Genomic DNA, 23,443 nt, shown 5'->3' on the forward strand with positions numbered 1-23,443 from the left:
GCGTGCCCGTTTCACCCGGGTGATGTCCCGGTTCGCGCCCCTTGTCCCCGTGGGTCCGACCTAGGCTGGGTCGGTCCGAGCACGGCCGGCGCGGGGAGGTGCCATGACGGAGGGTGTCGCCCTCGCGCACGACTACGCGACCCAGCGTGGCGGCGCCGAACGTGTCGCGCTGCTGCTCGCCGACGCCTTCCCGGGTTCGCCGATGTACACGACGCTCTACGACCCGGACGGCACCTTCCCGGAGTTCGCCGACGTCGACCTGCGCCCGTCGGGCATCGACCGGCTCGGTCTGCTCCGCCGCAACCACCGCCTCGCCCTGCCGCTGCTCGCCGGCGCGGTCGACCGCCAGCGCGTCGTCGACGCGGACGTCCTCGTCGCGTCGTCGACCGGCTGGGCCCACGGCTACCGGGGGGCGGGGCGGACGGTCGTCTACTGCCACGCCCCCGCGCGGTGGCTCTACCAGCGCGACCGCTATCTCGGCCCCCAGGACGGAGCCCTCGCGCACCGGGCGCGGCGCCGTGCGGCCGCCGCGGCGCTCGGGATCCTCACGCCGCGGCTCCGCCGGTGGGACGCCGCGGCGGCGCGGCGTGCAGACGTCTACCTCGCGAACTCCACCGTGACGCAGCGCGCGGTCCGCGAGGCCTACGGCATCGAGGCCGAGGTCCTGCCGCCACCACCGGCGATGCTCCCTGCGGGTCCGGAGAGCCCGGCGCCCGGGGTCGAGCCCGGCTTCCTCCTGTGCGTCGCCAGGCTGCTGCCGTACAAGAACGTGGACGTCGTCGTCGAGGCGGCGCAGGCGACCGGTCGAGAGCTCGTGGTCGTCGGTGACGGGCCGGACCGCGCACGGCTGGAGACGCTCGCGGCCCGCTCCGCCTCGCGCCGCGGGGACGCCGCCGGACGCGTCCACCTGCTCGGCCGGGTCGACGACGCGACGCTTCGCTGGGCGTACCGGAACGCGTCCGCACTCGTCGCGGCGTCGTACGAGGACTACGGGCTGTCACCGCTCGAGGCGGGCGCGTTCGGCCGCCCGAGCGTCGTGCTGCGTGACGGCGGCTACCTCGACACGGTGGCCGACGGGGTGAACGGAGTCTTCTTCGACGACCCGCGCCCCGACCTCGTGGCGGCAGCCGTCGAGACCGCGGCGGCTCGCCCGTGGGATGATGACGCCGTGACGGCGCACGTGGCGACCTTCGGCCGGGACCGTTTCGTCACGCGGCTCCGCGCGATCGTCGACCCTCGCACGCGCGGTGCCGGCACCGCGGACGGACCAGGCACGAGGAGGAGCGACCGATGACGATCCGGGAGTTCGTCCACACCGTCTGGGCCGGCAAGTACTACGTCCTCGCCGCGGTCCTCGTCGTGGTCGCCGGCGCGCTGTTCTACCTCGATCGTCAGGACACCCTGTACCGCGCCAGTGCGACCGTGCAGCTGTACGGCGTGCAGAGCGCGCAGGGTGGCGAGGAGCTCGTCGAGGTCACCGTCGCGACCGATCCCGACGACGTGACCTCGCCCGAGGTCGCCGAGGCGGCGGCGACCGCCCTCGGCGAGCCGACGTCGAGCGCCCCGGAGCTGGCCGCCCTGGTGACGGCGGAGGTCGACGGCGAGACGAGAGTCGTCGACATCGCCGCCACCACGCCCGACGAGGCGTGGTCCGTCGAGGTCGCGAACGCCTTCGCCGAGGCGTACGCGGCACAGCTCGTGACGATCCAGGCCGCGCAGGTCGAGGAGTTCCAGGCACGGCGCGAAGCGCTCGCCGAGCAGCTCAAGGACGTCCGCCTGCGTCTCGGCCTCGACGAGGGCGACCCGCTCGCGCTCGCGGAGCAGGACATCATCGTCAACGACTACTCGGCACTGACGATCCAGAGCAACTCGCTGCGCGGCATCGCGGTGCCCGGGGAGGTCGTCTTGCCGGCCTCCGGCGCCGAGGCGCTCGGTCTCTCCCGTGCGACGGTCCTCGCGCTCGCGGTCCTCGTCGGCCTCGTCGCCGGGATCGGGCTCGCGTTCGCGCGGCGCGGCCTCGACGTCCGGGTGAGATCGGCGGCGGAGTCGACCCGGCTGACCGAGACGCCCGTCCTCGCCGAGCTCTTCGCGACGCGGCCTGCCGAGAAGGAGTTCGGGAGCACGCACGCGCTCCCCGTCGCGAGCAAGGTCGCGACGCCGTTCACCGAGTCGATCCGCGAGCTGCGGACCGCGATCCAGGTCTCCACGGCCGGCATGAAGCACGCCGTCGTCGTGGTCACGGCTGCCGACCCGTCGGCCCCGCGCTCCTTCATCACCGCCAACCTCGCGGCGTCCTTCGCGCTCAGCGGGCGGCGGACGATCGCGCTCTCCGGCGACCTGAGGCGTCCCCAGCTCGACCGGATGCTCCCTCCCCCGGAGTCGTGGCAGGGCGACGAGCAGACGTTGCGTCCCACGACGGTCCCGAACCTGCGCGTCATGCCGGTTCCCGAGGAGGAGATGGACCCCGCGGACTTCCTCGCGACCGCACGAGCACGGCAGCTGGTCGAGAGCCTGCGCGAGCACGCCGAGGTGGTGGTCATCGACTCGCCGCCCGTCCTCGCGGCCGCCGACGCGACGATCCTCGGTGGCTACTCGAACGGTGTCGTCCTCATCGCCGCCGCCGGACGGACGGACCGCGCCGTGCTGGTCGAGGCGACGGACCGCCTGCGGGCGAGCAACGTCCCGCTGCTGGGGATCGCCATCACGGGGGTCAAGGGCGACCGCCGCATGCTCTACGCCTCCACGTACGGTGACCCGACGGCCGAGGCGGTCGAGGACCACGGCTCCGTAGGACCTGGCGCGCACTCAGGCGCGGGCGGCCCGGTCGCCTCCGACGAGGACGTCTCGCGCGCGGTGAACGGCGACCAGGGTGCCGAGGAGCGGGCAGCGCCCGACCCGTCCTCGATCGCCGAGCAGGGCTCGGAGCATCGCCCGGTAGAGCCGGCGGACCCGGCCGAGAGCGCGACACGGCGGGCGAGCGTGGTCGCCGCGTCGGTCCCCGTCGAGCACGCCACCAGGGCGGGGCGGGCGGAGCCCTCGATGAGCGGCGCCGCCCGCGGCCCGGCGGCCGGGCGCCGCACCGTCCTCGCCCCGACGTGGAGCAAGGTCGAGCCGGCGATGCCCGAGGAGACCGAGGAGGGCGAGACCCAGAAGGTCGTGCGCAAGCGGCCCTTCCGGTGGTGAGCGCGGCGCACGACCGCCCGCTGCGGGTCCTCGTCCTGGACCACACGGCCGAGCTCGGCGGTGCGGAGCTCGCCCTGGTCCGTGCGTGCGAGGCGCTCGGGGACGACGTCGAGGTCCGCGCGCTCCTCTTCGCCGACGGCGAGCTGCGCGGTCGGCTCGAGGAGGTCGGTGTGCGGGTGGAGATCGTCCCGCTGAGCGGTTCCGTGGTGGGCGCCGACCGCGCCCGCGCCGCTCGCCTCTCGCCCTGGACCGTGGTCGCCGCGCTGCGGACCGTCCCGTTCCTGTGGCACCTGGCACGACGGGTCCGCGCGCTCCGTCCCGACGTCGTGCACTCGACGTCGCTCAAGGCGGACCTGCTCGCGCTCGTGCCCGCCCAGGCGGCGCGTCGCCCGCTCGTCTGGCACGTCCACGACCGCATCGCCACGGACTACCTGCCCAGCCCCCTGGTCCACCTCGTCAGGGGCCTGTCCCGCGTCCCTTCGGCCGTCGTCGTGAACTCGCGCGCGACCGCCGCGACGCTGCCGGTCCCCACGGCCGTCGCCTACCCCGGGTTCGCACCCGACCAGGCCGCCGCCCTCGGGACGTCGGGCGAGCCGCAGCCCGGTGCGGGACCAGTCGTCGTCCTCGTCGGTCGCCTGAGCGCGACCAAGGGGCAGCTCGAGACCGTCCGTGCGCTGCGTGCGCTCGTCGACGACGTGCCGGGCGTCCGGCTGCGGCTGGTCGGCGAGCCGGCGTTCGGCGCGGAGAGCTATGCCGCCCAGGTGCGGGACGAGGTGAGGGCGCTGGGCCTCGAGGACCGGGTCGAGCTGGTCGGCTTCGTCCCGGACACGCGCGCCGAGCTCGACCGCGCCACCGTCTGCGTGCACGCCTCGCCGGTGCCCGAGCCCTTCGGCCAGGTCGTCGTCGAGGCCATGGTGCGCGGGGTGCCCGTCGTGGCGACCCGCGCCGGTGGCGTCGAGGAGATCCTTCTCGACGACGTGCAGTACCCGGAGCCGCTCGGCCTCCTCGTCCCGCCCGGCGACGTGCCGGCGCTGGCTGCGGCGCTCCGGGAGGTCCTCACGGATCCCGAGGCGGCGCGCGAGCGCGCCGAGCGGGCCCGGACGTCCGCCCTCCGCCGGTTCCCGGCGGCGCGCACCGCCGAGGTGCTCACGCAGGTCTGGAACGACGTGTCCGGTCGACGGCCGCACGCATGAGCACCGCCTGACCCCGCCACGTCGGCACGGAGGGAGGCTCGCCGCCGAGCGGACCGGCCACCGGGAGGCTCGCCGACCCGAGCGCGTCGACCACCGCGTCCGGGAAGCGTGCCCGATCGGCGACGTGGACCCCCCGCTCGTCACGGAACCCGGCGACAGGGGTCGTGACGACGGGACGGCCGACCGCGCGGTACTCATAGAGCTTGATCGGGTCGAGGCTCTCCGTGAAGTCGTCCACGACGTGCGGCACGAGCAGCACGTCGGCATGACGCAGGTAGGCGGGGACGGTCGACCAGGGCCGTGGCCCCAGGAGCGCGACGCCCTCGCCCTCGAGCGCCTCGAGGCCGTCGCGCGGGACGTCCACGACCGGCCCCACGAGGACGACACGGGCCCTACCGCGCAGCGCCCGCGCCGTGGCGGCGAGGAGGGGCACGTCGAACCGGTCCGGATGGACCGTGCCGACGTACACCGCGACAGGACCGTCCGGCAGGTCGGCAGGGCGAGGGTGCGCTGCGCGGTACCGCTCGAGGTCGACGCCGTTCGTCACGAGCGTCACCGGGCGCTCCGCACCCTTGCGCCGGACGAGGTCCGCGGAGCACACCGTGACCTCCGCACAGCGGTCGAGCAGCGTGCGCTCGTCGGCGACCAGGCGGTCGTGCTCGGCCGGGGTGCGGTCGGCGGAGAGCCAGTCGTCGGTCACGTCGTAGAGGGCCGGCCACCCCGTGCGGCGCACGACGGACGCACCGGACGGGTCGTTGACCCACAGCACCGGTCGGCGCAGTCCTGCGCGCGCGACCGTGCGCACGACGCCCCGGGCGAGCCGGAGGTCGGCACGCGGGTCGACGCGTCGTGGGAGCCACTTGGTCGGCTGGTGCAGGAGCAGCTGGCCCGGCCGGACGCCGTCCACCGGCGGAGCCGGACGGAGGCCGCGGCCGAGCCGGGGGAGGGCTCGGCGGCTGACCTGGTGCAGAGGGTCGGCCGCCGGCTCGACGAACAGCACGCGCAGCGTCGGGTCTGCACGGCAGAGCTCCGCGACGAGGTACTGGTTGCGTCGCCAGACGTCGTCCCAGCCCTCGAGGGAGAGCACCACGAGGGAGGGTCCGCCGCTCACGCGAGCACCTGCTCGTAGACGGCCTGCGTCCCGGTGACCTGCGCGGCGGGCGTGTAGCGCTCGCGCTGGACCGCCAGGGCCACCGCTGCGGCGGCGTCGCGCCGGTCCGGGTCGCCCGCGAGCACCGCGAGGCTGCGCCCCGCTGCCCGGGCGTCCGACGGCGCGTAGAGCGCGAGGGGGTCCACGCCGGCGAGGGTCTCGAGGTGCCCGCCCGCCGCCGCCGCGACGACGGGGAGGCCGCTCGCCATGGCCTCGAGGACGCTGAGCCCGAGTCCCTCCACCGGACAGGGCGCGACGAGGACCGCGGCACGGGCCATGAGAGCCTCGACGTCGTCGCGGGCACCGAGAAACCGCGTCCGCGCCGAGATCCCGAGCCGGTCTGCCTGCGCCGCCAGCTCCCCCCGCAGCGCGCCGTCGCCCGCGACCTCGAGGCTCCAGCCCCGCTCGGCGAGCCCCGACGCGGCGAACGCGTCGAGCGCGAGGTCCGTGCGCTTCTCCCGCTCGAGCCGTTGCACGACGAGGACGACGCGCTCGCGCTCCCGGGCCGCGGGGCCGTCCGGCCGGGGGTCGACGCCAGGGAGGACCACGGTGCTCGGGCCGTCCACGTGCTCGGCGACGTAGCGGCTGATCGCGACCTGCGCACGGACGGCCGACGCGGCGACGGCGGCGACGGCCGCGCCGCGCGCACCGCTCCCGCGGCGTCGCGCGAAGTGGCGGGTCGTCACGACGGGCGGGAACCCGCGCGTCGTGACGTCCGCGACGGCTGCCGCGACCTCGGCCGCCGTCATGTGGACGTGGACCACGTCCGCCGCGGGGCCGTGGCGCCGCAGGAGCGCCAGGACGTCACCGGTCGTCGCGGCCGGGCGCAGCGGCACGGACGGGTCGCCCACCGTCGCGCGCATCCCGGGCGGGTCCCCGCCGAGGACGGCGACGGCGTGCCCGGCGGCGGACTGGGCGCGCGCGAGGCGGGCCACGTGCCGCTCGACGCCGGCGAAACCGTCGGAGCGGACCGCGTGCAGGATCCTCACGACAGCTCCTTCGCGAGCGCGACGTACCGGCGGGCGACCGCGTCCCAGTCATGTCGCTCGGCGCTCTGCCGAGCGTGCCGGGAGACCTCGTCGCGACCGGTGTCGTCGAGCGCGACGAGGGCGAGGAGACCGCGTCGGACTCCTGCGGCCGAGCGGTCGACGAGCCACCCGTTCCGCCCGTCCTCGACGACGTCGGGGGCGTACCCGACCGGGGTGGCGACGACGGGCACGCCGCACGCGAGCGCCTCGAGCACGACGAGCGCGTTCGCCTCGTAGGCGCTCGGCAGCGCGAGGGCGTCCGCGGCGTGCAGCCAGGGCAGGGGGTCCGGCACGCGACCCGCGAGGTGGACGCGGTCGGACGTCCCGAGGCGCTCGACGTGGGCACGGACGCCGGCCAGCATGTCCGGGGTGCCCCCGACGACGCTCACGTGCACGCCGGGGACGGTCGCCGCGGCGTCGAGGAGCAGCCCGAGCCCCTTGCGGTCGAACTCGTGGCCGACGAACACGACGTGCATCGCGTCGTCGGGCACCCCGGCGGCGGACCGGGCGGCGACGCGCTCGGCCGCGGACGGGGGAGCGAAGCGCGCGACGTCGACGCCGTTGCCGATGACGACCGCGGGGACCCGGAGGCCGGGATAGGTGCCGCGCAGCGCCTCCCGTTCGGACCGCGTGAGGTTGACGACCACCCGGTGCGTCCGCCCCCGGTACCGCACGGCGTCGCGCGCCGCCGTGAAGAGGTGCAGCGGGTTGCGGGCCATGCGCCACGCGTACCCGCCCCGGGCGCGCATCGCGACGCGCAGGATCCCGTGGTTGACGTAGACGTCGCCCGCGAGGACGTCGTTGTGGCAGATCGAGACCGCGTCGGGCCGGGTCGCGAGGAACCGCCGCGCCAGAGCGGTCCCGACGGTCGAGAACCACACGACGCGCGCGAGGAGGGAGAGCCGGCCGCGCAGTCCCTCGCCGGGCTCGGGCAGCCACGTCCCGCGCGCCTCCGCCATCGTGAACCGCTCGGTGGTCACGCCGGCGCGGACGAACGACTCCTCGAGGTGGTGCGCGACGCCGCCGACCCCGCTGCCCGGCGCGATCTCGGGCGCGATCTGCACGATCTTCATCGGGCGGTCATCTCCTGCACGGATCGCAGCTCCTCGAGCGGTAGGTCGCGGCCGGTCGCGTCTCGGGCGCGCTGCCGGGACTCGGCATAGGACTCGGCGCCGAGGCACACCCCGACGATCACGAAGGGCACGGTCACCTGGACCGACACCCAGAACAGGTCGAACTGCCCCTGGACGAAGCGCATCATGAGCATGGAGAAGGCGAGCGTCCCGAACCGCGGGTTGATGCGCCAGAGCACGACCATGCCGCCGACGAAGAGCACGAGGAACCCGACCAGCCCGACGATCCCCGCCGAGGTGAGCACCTCAAGCTCCACGTTGGGCGGCTGGAAGACGAACTCGGTGACGCCCGCAGTCCACCACCGCAGGCCCATCCCGACCCAGGGGCTGCGCTGCCACACGTCGATCGAGTCGGCGTACCAGGTGAGCCGCTGGTTGGCGGAGTTGAACTCGTTGTCGGACGACAGCTGCTCCTGGACCGCGAGCACGACGAAGTAGATCGCCGGGATCGCGGCGAGGAGGATGACCTTGGACCGCTTGCGGTCGGGGTCCCCGCGCAGCGTGATGAGCATGATGCCGATCGCGAGGCCGATGAGCGCCTGGCGTGCCTGGGCGGCGAGCACGCCGACGGAGCACAGCCAGAAGGAGGCGAGCGCGAACCAGCGGGGCCAGCCGACCCACCAGGGGCGCGCGTACGCCGTCAGCGCGGCGAACGCGAGGACGCAGCCGATGAAGTTCTTGTGCATCGCGATCGGGAAGTCGACGTACACGGGTCCCGTGTTCCCGGCCGCGAGCTGCTGCAGCGCGACGATGCAGGTCTGCGCGGCGATGGCCAGGCAGGGGACGAGGAAGAGCGTGAGCCCGAGCCGGGCGCGGCCCGAGCGGCCCACCGCCCAGCCGAGCACGAGCGCGCCGGCCACGGACAGCCACGCGTGGAACCACTCCACGACGTTCGCGCTGAACGGGTTGACGATCACCGTGAACAGCGTCGCCACCTGGTAGACGAGCGACAGCCACAGCATCGCCCGCATGGGTCTCGAGAAGGGGCGCGGCGAGAAGAACAGCGCGAACCAGAACGCACCGAACAGTGCGAAGTCGCTGAGCGAGAGGTCGACGCCCCCGCCCCCGACACGCTGCACGACGACCAGGGCCGGCATCGCGAGGATGGGCAGGGCGACCGGCTCGTACGCCGTGAGACCGACGACCAGGACGAGCAGGGCCGCGCCGAACGCCGCCGTCTGGAACTCGGGGACCACGAACCCCAGGACGCCGAGCAGCGCCACGACCACCGCACCACCGGCGACCCAGGCGACGGCGCCGCCCACCCGGGCCCGGAGCGCGCCCGGCACGTCCGGTGCCCGGTAGAGGACCGGCCGGCGCCACGGCAGACGCAGGCCGGGCGGCATCACAGTGCGGCCTCCGCACGGACCGGTCCGTGCACGTACAGCCGCAGTCGCCGTCGAGCGCTCTCCCGGTCCTGCCCGCGCAGGACGAGCGTGCGGCCCGCAGCGCCCAGGACGGCACCGGCGCGGGCCGCCTCCCACCCGAGCGCGCCGTGGTGCTTGCGCAGGTAGCGCTCCTGGGCCGCGTGGAAGTGGGTGTCGCGGCGTGCCGGGTCGCTGCTCGTCGCGCCGCCGAGGTGCAGCGCCCTGGCGTCAGGCACCTCGACGTGCCGCCAGCCCCGCCGTACGGCGCGGTAGGCCCAGTCGGTCTCCTCGGCATAGAGGAAGAAGCGCTCGTCGAACCCGCCCACGTCCTCGACGGCGCGGGCGTTCAGCAGGAGCACCGAGCCGATGACGAAGGAACGCCCCGGGGGTGTCCGCCGCAACCGCGCGAGACCCACGGCCTCGATCCACGTCGCCGCAGGGGACGGGAACGGCCAGACGACGCGCGCAGGTGTGCCGTCGTCGTCGACCTGCTCCGGGCCGACGCTCGCGACGCCGGGCCGCGCGTGCAGGGCGCGGTGCAGCGTCTCGACGTCCTCGGGGGTCACGACGGCGTCCGGGTTGAGGAGGAGCACGTCGGCGCCGGGAACCTGGCGGTGGGCGAGGGCGTGGTTCACGCCTGCCGCGAAGCCTCCGTTGCGCCCCGGGTCGAGGTACCGGCCGCCGGCGAGCTCGGTGATCTCGCGGATCGCGGGCAGCGACGAGTTGTCGACGACCGTGATCGGGTACTTCCCGGCCAGGGGCGCGAGCGCGTCGCGCACCATCGCCGGCGCGCCGTAGGCGACGACGACGACCTCGGGGGGCGTCGCGGGCAGGTCGAGGGCCGGGGACGCACCGTGCGCGGGCGACGGGCGCGCACCGCGACCGCCCGCGGCCGTGCCGTACAGCTCGAGGTACTGCGCCGCGACCTCCGTCCACGAGCACTCCGCGGCCCGTCGCGACCCCGCGGCGCGCAGCTCGTCCGCGAGCCCCACCTCGTCGCGCACCCGAGCGATCGCGGCGCGCAGGGCTGCCGGGTCGTCGGGCGGGACGAGGAGCCCCGCGCCGCCGACGACGTCGGGCAGGGCGCCGGTGCTCGTCGCGACGACGGGCACGCCGCACGCCATCGCCTCGACCGCGACGCGCCCGAACTGCTCGACCCAGCCCGGCGTCTCGCGAGAGGGCACGGCGAGCACGTCGAGCGAGCGGTAGAACGCGACGAGCCCGTCGCCGTCGAGGGTGCCGGCGAAGCGCACGCGGTCGCCCAGCGGCCGCGCGGCGACCTCGAGGGCCGTGCGGTCCGGGCCGTCGCCGGCGACGACGAGGTCGAGGCGGGCGTCCCCGGCGACCGCCGTGAGGAGCACGTCGACGCCCTTGTGCTGCGCGAGCCGCCCTGCATACCCCACGACGAGGCGGCCCGTCCGACGCGCGGGGCCTCCTGCGTCGGGCACGGGCGCCGGGGAGAAGACTGCGGGGTCCACGCCGAGCGGGACGGTCTCGACGCGTCCACGAGCGCCCTTGGCGCGCACGATCCGCCCGGCCTCCTCGTTGCACACCGAGACCGCGGCGGCCCCGCGCAGCGCGCGGGCCTCGAACGACCGGAAGGGCCACGGGTAGCGCTTGGCGAGGTTCTGCGCGGAGTAGAGGACGTACGGGGGAGCGGGGCGACGGGACACGACCGCCCGCAGGCGGCGCAGCGCGAGGATCTCGGCCGTCGCGAGAGCGAACGGCTCCTCGTGCACGTCGAGGACGTCCCAGTCCTCGCCGAGCGCGCGCCACAGCGGGCGCGGGTCGTAGACGAAGAGCGCCGGGTGCGAGCCGAACGTGCGCACCCCGCGCACCGGCTCACCCGGGCGGGGGACCAGACGGACCGAGGCGCCTCCCTCGTCCCACGCACGCGCCGACAGGAGCCGGACGTCGACGCCGAGGGCGCGCAGCTCCCGCTCGCGCTCGCGCCACGCGTCGACCACGGCGCTGTGCGAGACGCGGAGGATCCTCATGTGGGAGATTGTCCCCCAGCGGTCGGCGGATCCGGCGAGATCCCGCCGATTTCACCCCTCCCGGTCCCCGGCCGGACGACGTCGACGAGAGGCCCCGATGAGCGTGGACGAAGGGCGCAGCCCGGCGGAGGACGCCGACGACCCTCCGCGGGTGTCCGTCGTCGTCGCCACCAACCGAGGCGGGCCGTTCCTCGCCGAGGCCCTCGCTTCGGTCGTCGCCCAGACACTGCCCCCCGCCGAGCTCGTGGTCGTGGACGACGGGTCGCCCGATCCTGACGCGCTGCGGACGATCACCGACGCGTTCCCGGTCGCCCGAGTCGTGCGCACGCAGCCGTCGGGTGTCTCTGCCGCGCGCAACCGGGGGGTCCTCGAGACGACGGGCGAGCTCGTCGCGTTCCTCGACGACGACGACCGCTGGCACCCCGACCGGCTGCGCCGCCACGTCGAGGTCATGGCGGCCCGCCCCGACGTCGTCGTCAGCTACTGCGGGATGCGGACGATCGACGCCGCCGGCGACGTCGTCGTCGAGGCGGACCAGCGTGCGGCGGCGGACCGCCGCGACGTGATCCGCGGGCCGGGGGTCATGCTGCCGAACCTCGTGATCCGGCGCGAGACGTTCGACGCGATCGGCGGCTTCGACCCCGCGTACCGCCAGGGCGAGGACCTCGACCTCGTGCTCGACGCCGCGGCGCACGGTCCGTTCGCGTTCGTCGACGAGGCACTCGTCGACTACCGCTACCACCCGTCCAACACCACGCGCTCGTACCGCGACCTCGCCACCGCGATCCGCACGATCCTGCGCGTGCACCGCGCCGCCGCCCTCGACGAGGGTCGCGCCGACCTGGTCGGGGCGTATGACGACCGCCTGCGTGCGAACGACCGGTTCGCGTGGTGGAGCGCCGGTCGCGCGGCCCGGACCGCGCTGCGGGAGCGGCGGGTCGGTGCGGCGCTCGCGGACGGGACGTGGGCGCTGCGGTTCGCCCCGACCGCACCCGTCACCCGGCTGCGCCCCGTGCGACCCGCCGACGGAGGCTCCTGACGGCGCGCAGCGCCCTCAGTACCAGTCCGCCGGTGCCGTGGACCGGAGCTCGCCCCATCGCTCCTCGAGGACGGCCCCGACGCGCGCCGAACCTGCGCCGAACCCCTCGCGGCGCGCCTGGTGGAGCGTCGCGACCAGCACCCGGGCCGCGAGGAGCGAGAGGCGCCCCGAGGCGCTCGCGTCGAACCGGGACCCGGCCGCCTGGAAGAGGCGGTGCATCTCGCCGTCGAGCCCTCCGTCCAGGTAGGTCTGCAGGACGGGACCTCGCGCGTTCCCGACGATCCCCAGCGGGAAGTAGAAGAACGGGTCGTCGCGGACGGTGACCAGGTCGATCGGGACGGGTGTCCGCCGGGAGACGACGATCAGGTTCTTGACGTTCGCATCGGTGCCCGACGGGACGAGGGGCCACGACGCGGCCGCGTGCCGCAGCGCCGGCGGGTCGACGTAGGCGCGCATGGCCGGCGGGAGGGCCGAGTGCTCGACGAGCGCGAGGGCGTCGCCCAGGCGGTCCGCGCTGGAACCGCTGCCCTCGGCGCGCACGAGCGCGGTGTAGCTGCCGAGCAGCACCTTGACCGCGGCGACCTGCTCCGTGGCCGACAGCTCGAGGAAGTGCACCCCGTCGACGAACTCCTCGACGACCATGCCGTCGTGGACCTCGAACGCCGGCATGGGGACGTGCGCCCCGTAGCGGCTGCGGAGGGCGACGTAGTCGCTGCCGACGCCGGTGCCGCCGCCGACCCGCGCCACGCGGCCCCCCGAGGGGTCGAGCAGGACGAGTCCGCCGTCGTGCGTCGACGTGGCGATCGAGTAGCCGGTGGGCCCGCCGCGGCCGACCAGCCAGACCGGCGGTGTCGCGACGCGGATCGTCCTCGCCAGAAGGGCGACCATCCTCGTCACGCCCGGCGCGGGCCTCGGACCGTGCTGGGGCGGTCGGGTCCGGCGCAGGTGCTCGGGCACCGGCTGCCGCCAGCGTCTCCAGGTGCGACCGTCGTCCGCCACGTAGACACCGCGTCGGAGCAGCGGCGCGTACGGCAGCACCGCCCGGCGGGAGGTGGCCTTGGCCGCGGCGAGGCGGCGCACCCCGCGGGCGACGGACCAGGAACGGGCGACGGCGGCCTTCGCCCCTGCCAGCACCGCGGAGCCGTTCGCCGCGCGGACCGCTCGCAGGGTCATGCGCGTCCCGCGCCCCGGGAGGGCGGGTCGACCGGTCCGGCCGACCGTGCGCGACGCCTGGCCCACAGGGTGTAGCGCCAGAGAACAGCGCCCTTCGTCCCGCGGGCCGACCGGTAGGCGCGCCGCGCCAGCGCGGACACGCGGGTGCGGGGCGCGGTGCCGACCCGGACGGTGCGGTAGCGCAGGCGGTGTGACCGCTGCTCGCGGTCCGACCCGTCCAGGAGGACGTCCAGCGGCATGCCGGTGTAGGGCAGCCACCGCTTCTCGTAGGACATGTCGCCCACGGGGCGGTCGACGGCGAGCTCCGGTGGTACTCCCACGAAGTTCGCGCTCCGAGCGAACGGAGGTGGGTCGCCCGCGTACCGGTGCAGGAACTCGAAGTCGACGACCCGGAGGCCGAGCCTGCGGTCGACGACGAAGTTCTGGGGCTTCGCGTCGACGAGGTCGTAGCCGAGCTCGTGGAACCGACGCAGGACCGCGACCATCTCCCGCAGGACCCCGAGCGGGACGAGCCGTGGTCCACGGGAAGTGTCGAGCGGTCCGAGGACGTCGTCGAAGAACGGGCACGTGAACCAGTTCGCCCCCGAGTCGAGGACCGGCGGCACGGCCTCCACGAGTCCGGACAGCTCGCGCATCGCCCAGAGCTCACGGTCCTTGAAACGGAGGAACCCCCGCGCGAACGTCTTGCGGACGACAGGACCGTCCGGGCCCTCGACGACCTCGACGCGGGCGCGCCGTCCACGGCTCAGCGTGCGCAGCACCGGGAGCTCGCCGCGCAGCTCGCCGCGCCGATCGCCGACGTCGGCGCGGATCGCCGCCACGGACCCGGGGGCGGCGATCTCGAGGTACTCCCAGGCCTCCTGCTCGTTGTCGGAGGAGTGGATCGGGTTGAACGCGGCACCGGCATGGGTGGCAGCCTCGACCGCGTCCCGCACCCTCCGCTTCGCGACGACGACCTCCGCGTTCGTCAGGTGCGGGTAGCGCGACAGGAGGTCCGGGTGCGGTTCCTCGGGGTCGTGGTGCAGCGCCGCGACGACGACGCTCGGGTCTCCGCCGCTGACGGGGAACGGACCCTTGCCCCAGTTGCCTCCGCGAAGGCTCTGAGCGGTGCGGGAGCGCGCCGCGTCGTCCAGCTCGACCGTCGCCACGACGTCGAACCCGACGTGCTCGAGCTCGTCCAGCACCTCGGGGAGCGTGAGCGTGGCGAGCGTCCGTGCCCGGACGAGGAAGACCGTGAGCTCCGACTCCTCGGTCTTCGTCTCCTGGGTCTCGCCGAGCGCCGCCCTGATCCACCGGTTCGACGGCGCGAAGCGACGCAGGGCGTCGAGCGGTGGGCGCCACCCCACCGCCGCCAGATAGGCGTCGACGTCCTCGAGCGTCCGCAGCGGCGGTGCGCCCTGGTGCGTGGTCAGCCGTGCGAGGGCGGTCGGGTAGTCGTGCTCGGGCTCCTGGTCCGCCGGTCCCAGCAGACCGGACGGGAACCCCGACGTCGGCCCCTTGTGGTACACCGCGTGGTACGCGAGCGAGCGCAGGTGGTCCTCCGGCGCCGGCGTGAGGAACCCGCTGGGATGCACCACCGCACGGTCGAGGAGCCCCGTCGCCAGCTGCGGCGGGTAGTAGGCAGCACCCAGGTAGTCGGAGTGGTCCAGGCCGGATGCGCTGTACAGGTCGACGGGGCAGGTCCCGGGCTCCGACTCGACGAGCGCTCGGAACGCGTCCGCGTCGTCGTCGGCCACGAGGACGTCCAGGTCCTCGCCGGGGGAGATCTCGGGAAGGGACTCGAACCATCTCAGCACCGCGTAGCGCAGTCCTGCCTCCTTGAGGCGCTCCGCCAGGCCGGACGGACCCCACACGGGGGAGAAGTACGTCCGCGGTGCGGGCTCGCCGTGCTGAGGCACCTCGTAGAGGTCGAGACGGACGCCCTCGCACGTGGCTCGACCCCGGGGTCGGAGCCGGCCGATCGTCCGCGCCGAGAGCGCTGCGGCGCGTCGCTCGAGGTCGAGCGGGCCCGAGCCCGCCTCGACGGCGAGCAGCCGCACGTGGTGGAGGTCGCGGTGGGCCCACAGGACACGGGTCCAGGGCCCGCGGAGGACGAGCACGTCGGTGCTGTTGCGGATCGCCTGGTCGGCCGTCGTCAGGGGATGGACGCGGTGCGCGAGGTCGTCGCCGACGTCGGACCGGACCGCGTCGAGCAGGTGCGGCGGGACCAGTCCCAGATAGCGCGCGGCGAGCCCCGACCGTTCGAGGGCACGCGCGAGCACCCCGTCCGTGGCCCCGATCTCGAGGACACGTGCACCGGGTGGCACGACAGTCGCGAGATCCACACGGCGACCCTATGGCAACGGAAACTGTGCACGGGCCGCTCGTCCCGAATTCACCCGGGCGACATCCGCGTGTGGCACGGGCCGGCGCCGGGCGCCGGGGGATCGTGGGGGAGCCACCGCTATGCTCGGCGTGTCGTGGACGACCCGCGATCCCCGGACGAGGAGAGACGCATGGAGGACGCTCCCCGTCGGGTTGAGGACCTGCCGAGAGTCACGGTCATCATCCCGGTCTACAACGACGTCGAGCGCCTGAGGCTCTGTCTCGACGCGATCGCGGAGCAGGACTACCCGGCCGACCGGTTCGACGTCGTCGTGGTCGACAACGCGTCGACCACCGACCTGCGGCCGGCGCTCCCCGACGACGACCGGTTCGTCATGGTCGGCGAGACGCGGAGGGGTTCCTACGCGGCCCGCAACGCCGGGATCGAGGTCGCGACCGGCGAGGTGCTCGCGTTCACCGACGCCGACTGCCGGCCGTGGCGCGACTGGCTGAGCACGGCGGTCGCGACGCTCCGGGGCCTCGACGCACCGGACGCCGTGGGAGGCCAGATCCGGCTCGTGTTCCGGGACGGACCCGAACCCGTCACCGGACCGGAGCTCTACGAGTCGGTGCACGGGTTCGACCAGGAGCGCTTCGTGACCACGTTCCACTTCGCCGCGACGGCGAACCTCGTCGCGACTGCCGACGCGGTACGGGGCGTCGGCGGGTTCGACGCCGCGCTCCAGTCGGGCGGCGACGACGACTTCGGCCATCGGCTCCGAGCGGGCGGTCGCCGCCTCGTCTACGCCGCCGGCGCCGTCGTCGACCACCCGTCGCGGCCGACCTGGTCGGAGCTCACCACCAAGTCGGTCCGCATCGCGAAGGGCATGGCGGACCTCACGGAGTCGGGACCGCCGCGGGACGCGGCACGGGCCTCGGTGCGTGAGCTGCGCGCGGGGACGACCGTCTGGTTGAGCATCTGGACCAAGCCGTGGCCCACGACGCCGCGCGGCAAGGCCGGGTATGCGGCGGCCATGAGCTGGGTCGCTGCCATCCGGCTGGCGACCTGGACACCACGTCTCGTCCGCCGGGCGCTGCGCCGCGGCCGCCCGACCTGACACCTCGCTCAGGCGAGGTCGGGCGGGAGCGGGACCTGCGGCGTGCGGGGGTCGGGGACGACGCGTCTGCCACGGGAGAACCCGAGCCGCCAGACGACGTCGGCGAGGTCCGACGGGTTGCCGAGGCGGGCAGCCTTGCGCACGGCGCGCCGGACGACCGACGACGCACGCCGTGGCGAACCGCCCCGGGAGCCGTCGCGGAGCTCGTCCGCGCTCTGACGGGCGCCGTCGTCGGGGGCGCGGCGGGCGAGCGCCTGCGCCACGACGTCGTAGCGGTGCTCCAGCCAGCGTGAGCCCGCGCCGTAGGCGACGGCCTGCTCGTAGACGGCGCGGACGCCCTCCCTGGGGCGCACCGCCAGCACGAGGGTCGGGTCGAACGCCAGGTGGTGCCCGGCGAGCTGCAGACGCAGGCAGAGGTCGTCGTCCTCGCGCGTCGAGATGCTCTCGTCGAAGCCCCCGACGGCACGGAACGTCGCGGCGCGGACACCGAGGTTGCCCGCGCCTGCCGTGACGAACCCCGGCAGCCAGGGGATGCTGGTCAGGCCGTGCTCCTGCGGCGACCAGGACACGGCGACGCTGCGTCGTGACGTCGTCACCGTCGTGAACCGCCCCGCGACGACGTCGTGCTCGTCCAGCGCGCGGCGCATCCCGGAGACCCACCCCGGACCGACGCGGTCGTCGGCGTCGCAGAACGCGAGGCGCGGAGAGCGGGCGACCGCCGCGCCGGCGTTCCGTGCCGCCCCGGGTCCACGGACCGCGGAGGCGTCGACGAGGTGCAGCTCCGGCATCCGGCGCCGCCAGCGCGTCACGACGGCCTGCGTGCCGTCCGTCGAACCGTTGTCGCAGACCAGCACCTCCCACGGGTGCTCGGGCCGTTGCGCGAGCAGGGCACCGAGCTGCACCTCGATCGTCCGTGCTGCGTCGAAGGCCGGGACGATCACGGAGAGCTCGGGGAGGCCGTCGGTCACGGTCGCACCATCCGCTGACGCGCGAGGCTCGTCACCCGGCGGTACCGGCCGACGAGCTCACCGGCCGTGAGCTCCTGGTAGCCCGCGGCGCGGGTGCGGGACAGGAGCCGGTCCAGGACCGCCGCGCGGTCGAACACCGGGAGCCTCTCGCCGGGCCGGATCGTCTCGGGGTCCGCCCGCGTGTCGTGGAGCAGCAGGATCCCGCCCGGGAACACGGCGTCCACCGCGCGGTCCGCGACGGCCTCGGCGTCGTCGTCGAGCCAGTCGACCGCGTCGCCCGACCACAGGACGAGGTCGAGCCCGAGGCGCCGGAAGCCGACCGCCTGACGCAGCGTGTGGGCACCGTACGGCGGCCGGAAGAGGCGCACGGGCCGTCCCGCCACTTCCTCCACGAGGCGTTTCGCGGCACGGACCGTCGCGACCGCCTCGGCGTCCGAGAGGGTGAGGAGCGAGCGGTGGTCCGTGCCGTGCAGCGCGAGCTCGTGCCCCTCGGCCACGATGCGCGCGACGACGTCGGGGTGGCGCCGGACCGCGTCCGCGAGGACGAAGAAGGTCGCGTGCGCGTCCCGGTGCCGGAGCACGTCGAGGATCGGCGGGGTCTGCTCGGGGTCGGGGCCGTCGTCGTACGTGATGGCGTGCACGCGATCGGTCGTGTCGACGCAGAAGGTCCCGAGAGCGCCGGTCACGAGCCGGGGCACGAGGCCGCGGCCCACGGACACCTGGTGGAAGCGCCCCGCGGACCCGCCGGCGCGCTCGACGTCGCGGTGCCGGACGAGGAGCGGCCGCGCGGTCCTGCCGTTCATCGCGGCTCCTCGTCGCTCGGCGGCGTGCCCGCCGGCCGGCGGAGCCGGCGGAGGGAGTCGCGCGCGGCGGCGAGCCGCGGGAGCGAGCGGACGAGCGTGCGGTTCGCCGCCCCACGAGGGGCGAGCAGCAGGCCGACGAGCGAGCGTCGCTGAGGGTACAGCGCCGAGCTCTCGACGTTCTTGGGGTGCATGCACTGGTCGAAGAACTCGACGCGCGGTGCCTGGGCGAGGACGAAGTCGACCTCGGCCGCGCGGCCGACGACACCCGGGCTCCACCGGGCGTAGCGCTCGTCGTAGGTGTCCATGACGCCGAAGACACCCCCTCCGCACACGAGCTTGACGGACATGTACAGCGTGACGTCCCCGGCCCGGAGGCTGAAGACCCGGAGGAGCCCTCGGGCGCGGAAGCCGTCCGCGACCTCGGTGAACCACTCGGCGGCGTTCGGGGTCACCCGGAGCGCGCCGCCCCGCGCCGTCGTGCCCTTCCACCCCGCGGCCTCGAGGTCGAGGAAGTCCTCGAGCGCCTGCGGGTCGTCGCCGCGCGCCTCGCTGACGAGCGGCGCGCCGAGCTCGCGCTCGAGCGCTCGCTCGAACCGACCGATCTTCTTGCGCCGTCCCGGGCTGAGATCGTCGCGCCAGGTCCCCGGGGCGGGGACCGGTCGCATGCACGCGCGCTCGAACCGGTACCGCTCGAGCACGGGCGTGCCCGTGGCGCGGGCCGCGTCGTACAGGGCGTCGTGCAGGGCCCCGGCGCCCGGGAAGAGAGTGAGCTCGAGGAGACCGGGCAGCCCTGCGCCGCGCCCGGCGAGGTGGTCGAGCATCGTCGTCAGGATCTCGCCGCTCCCGTCCCTGTCGACGAGCGGGGCGCACAGCGGTGCGCGCCGGGCGAGGAACGGACCGGCCGTGGTCGCGAACGGGACCGGCAGACCCTGGAAGCGGCGCTCCACGCTCAGCGGGAGGAGAGCCACCATCCGGTCGTCCTCCTCGACGACGACGAGCCGGATGCCCTCCGTGTCCGGGAACCAGCGGTCGGCCGTCAGGAGGAACGACGGGTCGAGGAACGGGTTCGGCTCCACGGCTCGTGCCGCGAGGTCCCTCCAGCGCGACGCGTCCTCGGCCGTCACGTCCCGGAGCCGCAGCGTGCGCGTGCGTCGCGTCATGGTCGTCGAGCTCCCGTCGCGCGCCGGGGCGAGGCGGACAGCGCGGCGTCGAGCGCCTCGCTGGCACGCGTCCAGCTGCACTCGACGGCCCGACGCCTCCCGGCGGCCTGGGTGCGCGCCAGGAGGCCCTCGTCGTCGGCGAGCGCCGTGATGACCGCTGCGAGGGAGGCGACGTCCCCGGGGGGCACGAGGAGCCCGGCGTCGCCGACCGCCTCCGGCAGACCTCCGATCTCGGACGCGACCACCGCGGCGCCCGCGGCCATGCCCTCGAGTGCGGTGAGACCGAACGGCTCGGGCCACACGGACGGCACGACCAGGACGTCGGTGCGCCGCAGGATCTCGGGCAGGTCGGGCCGGGGGACGAACGAGGCGAACTCGACGGTCGCGCGCGTCGTCGCCGCGGTCCGGCGCAGGCCTTCCTCGTACGCGGAGAGGGGGGCGTCCGCGGCGAACCCCGGTCGACCGACGACCGTGACGTGGAGGTCGGGCCGGTCGAGCGCCCGGACGGCGTCGAGCAGGACGTCCACGCCCTTCTCCCGGATGACCCGGCCCACGAAGGTGATCCTCGTCGCCGTCTCGCGAGGCGCGCGAGGGCCGGCGAACTGCTCGGCGTCGACGCCGTTCGGCACGGCACGGACCAGGGCGCTCAGCTCCGGTGGGAGCATCCGTGCGGTCTCGTCTGCCAGGAACTCGCTCACGCAGACCACGGCGGCCGCCGGGCGCAGGACGCGCGCGGCCTCGCGCCGGCCGTAGGTGCGCAGCAGCTGGTTGTGGGCGTAGAGCACAGGTGCGTGCCTCGCGGCGACGAGAGGCACGGCCTGCGGTGCGTTGTGGGCGAGGACCACCGAGTCGGGCCACTCGTGCTGGTCCCGGAGAGCCGCCGCGAGCCGCCGTCGTGCTCCTGGCCTCGGGGAACTCAGCGCGGCCGCGACGAGGTCCAGGTACCGGTCGCTCCGGCGCTGCGGGGACTCGGCGTACTCGACGACGTCGGCGCTCGGGTAACGGGTCTCGTAGGTCCCGCGCGCCACGAGGACCGTCGAGCGGGGCGTCCTCCTCGCGGAGGCGAGCCCGTGGACGACCGTCGGGACGGCGCTCCCCGTGAGAGGTGAGAAGTGGTCGCCCGGCGTGATGAGGTGGACGTGGCGGCTCGACATCGCGCTCAGCCCCGCACGGACGGCGTGGCGACTCCGTCCCGGGCGTCCCTGCGCCGTGCGACGGCGGCCGCCGGGATCCCGGCCGCGAGTCCCGCGAGCTCGGCGACGGCGCGGGTGAGCACGATCGGAGATGTCGCACGCTTGCGCAGGGAGCGTCGGGTCCCGTCCGTCTTGAACGGCCGGAGGCGACGACCCGCCTCGCGGAGGTAGGCGTGCTGCGCGCGGATCGCGGTCCCCGCGTAGTGACGCGTGATGGGATCCCGCCACCCGAAGTTGCGGACGAGCATCACGACGTGGTTGCGACGCAGGTAGTACAGGTACCGGCGGTCGAACCGCTTGCCGCCGATGCCGTACGGTGCCGCGACGTGCCGGACGACAGCGCGCGGCGTGAAGAGCAGCTTCCCACCGGTGGCCCGCAGCCGGAGCGAGATGTCCGACTCCTCGCACAGGCACGTGCCGGGATAGTTGCCACGGATCCCGCCGATGGCGTCCAGCGCGCTGCGCCGGAACGACATGTTCGCGCCGAGCAGGTGGTCCACCTCGATCACCCTGCCGGGATCAGCGCCGAAGTGGCCGGTGAGCCGGCCGTCGGGCAGGAGTCGACCGATCTGTCCGAGGCCCTCGGACTCCTCGCCGGGGATGTCGTTGTCCGCGCGACCGCCGACCGCGACGACCGCCGGGTCCGCGTAGGGGCGCACGAGCTCGTCGAGCCAGTCCTCGGCCACGTACGCGTCGTCGTCGATGAACGCGACGACGTCGCCGCGCGTCAGGGCGAAGCCCATCTGGCGCGACTCCGGCGTCGTGCCGCGGCCCAGCGTGCTGTGGACCAGCCGGACCTCGGGGTACTCCTCGCGCACGAGCCGCCGCGTCGTGTCCGCCGGGGTGGCATCCACGACGATCACCTCCAGCGGGGCGGTACGGAGCCGCTCGAGGTGCGTCAGGCACTCGCGCACGCTCTCGGGTCGTCCGTACGTCACGACGACGACGCTCACGGTGAGGGTCACGGTTCGCCTCCCGGCGGTTCGGGGACGGACACGAGGCGGAACCAGTCGCGCCGGCGCCACGGCGAGGTCAGCACGGTGCGGCGCGGGTGCCGGGATCGCTCGACCCACGACTCGTAGACGTCCGGCCGTGAGTAGTGGGCGGTGTGTCCCGACCAGCCGAACTTCTTGCGCATCGCCTCCGGCGTGCGGACCCACGAGAAGTGCAGGACCGCACTGTCGGGTCCGACGACCTCGTGGACGATCTCGTCGTGCCGGTGGCTCGGGTCCGTGTTCCACGGACGCAGGTCGACGCGGTACAGCGGCACGTCGGCCTGCCGCGCGTGGGCGAGCCTCGTCCCGGCGCGCACGGCGAGCGGTCCCGGGAAGGACGCGGACGGACGGCCGAGCCGCGTGCTCGCCTCGAGGTAGCGACCGGGTGCGACGCGCGAGTACAACCACCGGGACGGGAAGTGCAGGCCGGACGCGCCGGACCTCTCCGCCGCGTCGATCGACGTGCGGAACGCCGACGGGTCGAGCATCACCTCGTCCGTGTCGAGCTGGAGCACCCAGTCGGCCCCGTCGGACGCGGCGTCGAGCGCGGTCTGACGCTGGAAGGTGTCGTTGTCCAGCGGGTGCTCGTCGAGTCGTGCGAAGCTCCCGGGCGCTCGCACGCACTTGCGCTCCGAGTCGAGCGCGTCGACGACGGCGAGGCACTCGTCGACCGGCAGCGGGGTGCCGGTCCACGAGGTCCCCGTCACGTCGTAGGACAGCACGACGCGGTCGACCAGGTGGTAGTACGCGCGCAGGCTCGCGCCGAGGAAGCTCGGATCCGCGAGGAGCACGTACGCCGTGAGCCGCATCAGATGAAGTCCGCGAACTCGCGCTCGTTCTTCTGGAAGACGAGAGTCCCGGCGAGGAGGATCATCGGTGCCGCGACGAAGAGGGCGACGACCTGCCACGTGGGCGGGAGGTCGGTGCCGAGCAGCGACCAGCGGAAGGTCTCGAGGAACCACGTGACCGGGTTGATGTCGAACAGCCACCGCAGGTCCGCAGGGACCGACGAGAGCGCGTAGGCGACGGGGCTCGCGTACAGCAGGATCTGGACGAGCCACGGCAGGACGTAGCCGACGTCGCGGTACTTCACCATGTAGGCCGCTGCCGCGAGGCCGATGCCCGTCCCGATCATGAGGATGAGGAGCACCCAGACGGGGAGCAGCAGCACGGCCCATCCGGGGTTGATGCCGTAGACGAAGAGCAGCACCACGGCGAGGACGAGCGCGACGAGGAAGTCGAGCACGACCGACGCGAGGCTCGAGATGGGTACGAGCAGACGAGGGAAGAACACCTTCTGCACGAGCGACTGGTTGCCCACCATGGATCCGGCGGCGCGCCCGAGCGACCCGTTGAAGAGGTTCCAGGCGAGCATCCCCGCGAGCGTGAACAGGAAGGTCGGGATCGCTCCGGTCGACAGGCCGGCGATCTCGCCGAACACGATCGTGAAGATGCCCGCGCTGACGAGCGGCTGGATGATCACCCAGGTGACGCCGAAGATCGTCTGCCGGTACCGCACGATGACGTCGCGCAGCGCGAGGCGGACGGCGACCTCGCGCGCCGCCCACAGCTCGCGCCACGACGGCAGGTTGAGACGCCCCGGGGGCGTGATGACGGTGCGCTGGACGGTGTGCTCCAC

19 protein-coding genes are annotated in these 23,443 nt (G+C 74.5%); 5 read left to right on the plus strand and 14 right to left on the minus strand.

Features of this window, described 5'->3' with window-relative positions; all coding sequences use genetic code 11:
* Nucleotides 1-103 precede the first annotated feature (103 nt).
* Genes ACZCLJ_RS18400 through ACZCLJ_RS18410 form a run of 3 tightly spaced genes read left to right on the plus strand, consistent with a single transcriptional unit; the run spans nt 104 to nt 4,376 of the window.
* The gene (locus ACZCLJ_RS18400) at nt 104-1,294 is read left to right on the plus strand and encodes a glycosyltransferase (RefSeq protein ID WP_251150485.1); all 1,191 of its coding nucleotides are present in this window, start codon (nt 104-106) and stop codon (nt 1,292-1,294) included.
* On the plus strand, nt 1,291-3,183 hold the full coding sequence (locus ACZCLJ_RS18405; protein ID WP_463104812.1) for a polysaccharide biosynthesis tyrosine autokinase: 1,893 nt from the start codon (nt 1,291-1,293) through the stop codon (nt 3,181-3,183). Before ACZCLJ_RS18400 ends, ACZCLJ_RS18405 begins: the two co-directional genes overlap by 4 nt.
* Nucleotides 3,180-4,376, plus strand: a complete 1,197-nt coding sequence (locus ACZCLJ_RS18410; RefSeq protein WP_463104813.1) for a glycosyltransferase — start codon at nt 3,180-3,182, stop codon at nt 4,374-4,376. Before ACZCLJ_RS18405 ends, ACZCLJ_RS18410 begins: the two co-directional genes overlap by 4 nt.
* On the opposite strand, the gene ACZCLJ_RS18415 is transcribed toward ACZCLJ_RS18410, so the two are convergent.
* Genes ACZCLJ_RS18415 through ACZCLJ_RS18435 form a run of 5 tightly spaced genes read right to left on the minus strand, consistent with a single transcriptional unit; the run spans nt 4,330 to nt 11,051 of the window.
* Nucleotides 4,330-5,487, minus strand: coding sequence for a glycosyltransferase (locus ACZCLJ_RS18415; RefSeq protein WP_463104814.1), 1,158 nt, complete (start codon nt 5,485-5,487; stop codon nt 4,330-4,332). The two genes, ACZCLJ_RS18410 and ACZCLJ_RS18415, sit on opposite strands and share 47 nt — an antisense overlap.
* On the minus strand, nt 5,484-6,515 hold the full coding sequence (locus ACZCLJ_RS18420) for a glycosyltransferase family 4 protein (protein ID WP_463104815.1): 1,032 nt from the start codon (nt 6,513-6,515) through the stop codon (nt 5,484-5,486). Before ACZCLJ_RS18420 ends, ACZCLJ_RS18415 begins: the two co-directional genes overlap by 4 nt.
* Nucleotides 6,512-7,627 carry a glycosyltransferase family 4 protein gene (locus tag ACZCLJ_RS18425; protein WP_463104816.1) on the minus strand — a complete coding sequence of 372 codons (1,116 nt, stop codon included), beginning with the start codon at nt 7,625-7,627 and terminating at the stop codon, nt 6,512-6,514. Before ACZCLJ_RS18425 ends, ACZCLJ_RS18420 begins: the two co-directional genes overlap by 4 nt.
* Nucleotides 7,624-9,033, minus strand: a complete 1,410-nt coding sequence (locus ACZCLJ_RS18430) for an O-antigen ligase family protein (protein WP_463104817.1) — start codon at nt 9,031-9,033, stop codon at nt 7,624-7,626. The genes ACZCLJ_RS18425 and ACZCLJ_RS18430 overlap by 4 nt, the downstream gene beginning before the upstream one ends.
* Entirely contained in the window at nt 9,033-11,051 is a 2,019-nt protein-coding gene (locus ACZCLJ_RS18435; protein WP_463104818.1) for a glycosyltransferase, read from the minus strand. Before ACZCLJ_RS18435 ends, ACZCLJ_RS18430 begins: the two co-directional genes overlap by 1 nt.
* Nucleotides 11,052-11,148: 97 nt before the next feature.
* Here ACZCLJ_RS18435 and ACZCLJ_RS18440 point away from each other — a divergent pair, with 97 nt between their 5' ends.
* Nucleotides 11,149-12,090, plus strand: coding sequence for a glycosyltransferase family 2 protein (locus tag ACZCLJ_RS18440; protein ID WP_463104819.1), 942 nt, complete (start codon nt 11,149-11,151; stop codon nt 12,088-12,090).
* Between the two features lie 15 nt (nt 12,091-12,105).
* On the opposite strand, the gene ACZCLJ_RS18445 is transcribed toward ACZCLJ_RS18440, so the two are convergent.
* Together ACZCLJ_RS18445 and ACZCLJ_RS18450 are read right to left on the minus strand one after the other, a co-directional pair.
* Nucleotides 12,106-13,263 carry a hypothetical protein gene (locus ACZCLJ_RS18445; protein WP_463104820.1) on the minus strand — a complete coding sequence of 386 codons (1,158 nt, stop codon included), beginning with the start codon at nt 13,261-13,263 and terminating at the stop codon, nt 12,106-12,108.
* Nucleotides 13,260-15,587, minus strand: a complete 2,328-nt coding sequence (locus tag ACZCLJ_RS18450; protein WP_463104821.1) for a hypothetical protein — start codon at nt 15,585-15,587, stop codon at nt 13,260-13,262. Before ACZCLJ_RS18450 ends, ACZCLJ_RS18445 begins: the two co-directional genes overlap by 4 nt.
* Before the next feature lie 171 nt (nt 15,588-15,758).
* Here ACZCLJ_RS18450 and ACZCLJ_RS18455 point away from each other — a divergent pair, with 171 nt between their 5' ends.
* On the plus strand, nt 15,759-16,685 hold the full coding sequence (locus ACZCLJ_RS18455) for a glycosyltransferase family 2 protein (RefSeq protein WP_463104822.1): 927 nt from the start codon (nt 15,759-15,761) through the stop codon (nt 16,683-16,685).
* Nucleotides 16,686-16,693: 8 nt separating this feature from the next.
* On the opposite strand, the gene ACZCLJ_RS18460 is transcribed toward ACZCLJ_RS18455, so the two are convergent.
* From ACZCLJ_RS18460 to ACZCLJ_RS18490, 7 genes are read right to left on the minus strand one after another with little or no spacing between them, the layout of a single operon-like run.
* Nucleotides 16,694-17,653 (minus strand): glycosyltransferase family 2 protein, encoded by a 960-nt coding sequence (locus tag ACZCLJ_RS18460; protein WP_463104823.1) that lies wholly within the window; start codon nt 17,651-17,653, stop codon nt 16,694-16,696.
* Nucleotides 17,650-18,456, minus strand: a complete 807-nt coding sequence (locus tag ACZCLJ_RS18465; protein WP_463104824.1) for a polysaccharide deacetylase family protein — start codon at nt 18,454-18,456, stop codon at nt 17,650-17,652. Before ACZCLJ_RS18465 ends, ACZCLJ_RS18460 begins: the two co-directional genes overlap by 4 nt.
* Complete coding sequence (locus ACZCLJ_RS18470) at nt 18,453-19,616, minus strand: GNAT family N-acetyltransferase (RefSeq protein WP_463104825.1); 1,164 nt, start codon at nt 19,614-19,616, stop codon at nt 18,453-18,455. Before ACZCLJ_RS18470 ends, ACZCLJ_RS18465 begins: the two co-directional genes overlap by 4 nt.
* A complete protein-coding gene (locus tag ACZCLJ_RS18475; protein WP_463104826.1) occupies nt 19,613-20,770 on the minus strand; it encodes a glycosyltransferase family 4 protein in 1,158 nt (385 codons plus the stop codon). Before ACZCLJ_RS18475 ends, ACZCLJ_RS18470 begins: the two co-directional genes overlap by 4 nt.
* A gap of 5 nt (nt 20,771-20,775) precedes the next feature.
* Entirely contained in the window at nt 20,776-21,774 is a 999-nt protein-coding gene (locus tag ACZCLJ_RS18480; RefSeq protein ID WP_251150469.1) for a glycosyltransferase family 2 protein, read from the minus strand.
* Entirely contained in the window at nt 21,771-22,613 is an 843-nt protein-coding gene (locus ACZCLJ_RS18485) for a glycosyltransferase family protein (RefSeq protein ID WP_251150468.1), read from the minus strand. Before ACZCLJ_RS18485 ends, ACZCLJ_RS18480 begins: the two co-directional genes overlap by 4 nt.
* Nucleotides 22,613-23,443: an ABC transporter permease gene (locus ACZCLJ_RS18490; RefSeq protein ID WP_463104827.1), complete on the minus strand. Its 831-nt coding sequence runs from the start codon at nt 23,441-23,443 to the stop codon at nt 22,613-22,615. The genes ACZCLJ_RS18485 and ACZCLJ_RS18490 overlap by 1 nt, the downstream gene beginning before the upstream one ends.

The organism is Cellulosimicrobium sp. So1_17 (assembly GCF_055181235.1).

What these genes read in the sequence shown, in the direction of transcription:
- ACZCLJ_RS18400 (WP_251150485.1), top strand. Translation starts at nt 104, where the DNA reads ATGACGGAGGGTGTCGCCCTCGCGCACGACTACGCGACCCAGCGTGGC.
- ACZCLJ_RS18405 (WP_463104812.1), top strand. Translation starts at nt 1,291, where the DNA reads ATGACGATCCGGGAGTTCGTCCACACCGTCTGGGCCGGCAAGTACTAC.
- ACZCLJ_RS18425 (WP_463104816.1), bottom strand. Translation starts at nt 7,627, where the DNA reads ATGAAGATCGTGCAGATCGCGCCCGAGATCGCGCCGGGCAGCGGGGTC.
- ACZCLJ_RS18430 (WP_463104817.1), bottom strand. Translation starts at nt 9,033, where the DNA reads ATGCCGCCCGGCCTGCGTCTGCCGTGGCGCCGGCCGGTCCTCTACCGG.
- ACZCLJ_RS18435 (WP_463104818.1), bottom strand. Translation starts at nt 11,051, where the DNA reads ATGAGGATCCTCCGCGTCTCGCACAGCGCCGTGGTCGACGCGTGGCGC.
- ACZCLJ_RS18440 (WP_463104819.1), top strand. Translation starts at nt 11,149, where the DNA reads ATGAGCGTGGACGAAGGGCGCAGCCCGGCGGAGGACGCCGACGACCCT.
- ACZCLJ_RS18445 (WP_463104820.1), bottom strand. Translation starts at nt 13,263, where the DNA reads ATGACCCTGCGAGCGGTCCGCGCGGCGAACGGCTCCGCGGTGCTGGCA.
- ACZCLJ_RS18455 (WP_463104822.1), top strand. Translation starts at nt 15,759, where the DNA reads ATGGAGGACGCTCCCCGTCGGGTTGAGGACCTGCCGAGAGTCACGGTC.
- ACZCLJ_RS18465 (WP_463104824.1), bottom strand. Translation starts at nt 18,456, where the DNA reads ATGAACGGCAGGACCGCGCGGCCGCTCCTCGTCCGGCACCGCGACGTC.
- ACZCLJ_RS18470 (WP_463104825.1), bottom strand. Translation starts at nt 19,616, where the DNA reads ATGACGCGACGCACGCGCACGCTGCGGCTCCGGGACGTGACGGCCGAG.
- ACZCLJ_RS18475 (WP_463104826.1), bottom strand. Translation starts at nt 20,770, where the DNA reads ATGTCGAGCCGCCACGTCCACCTCATCACGCCGGGCGACCACTTCTCA.
- ACZCLJ_RS18485 (WP_251150468.1), bottom strand. Translation starts at nt 22,613, where the DNA reads ATGCGGCTCACGGCGTACGTGCTCCTCGCGGATCCGAGCTTCCTCGGC.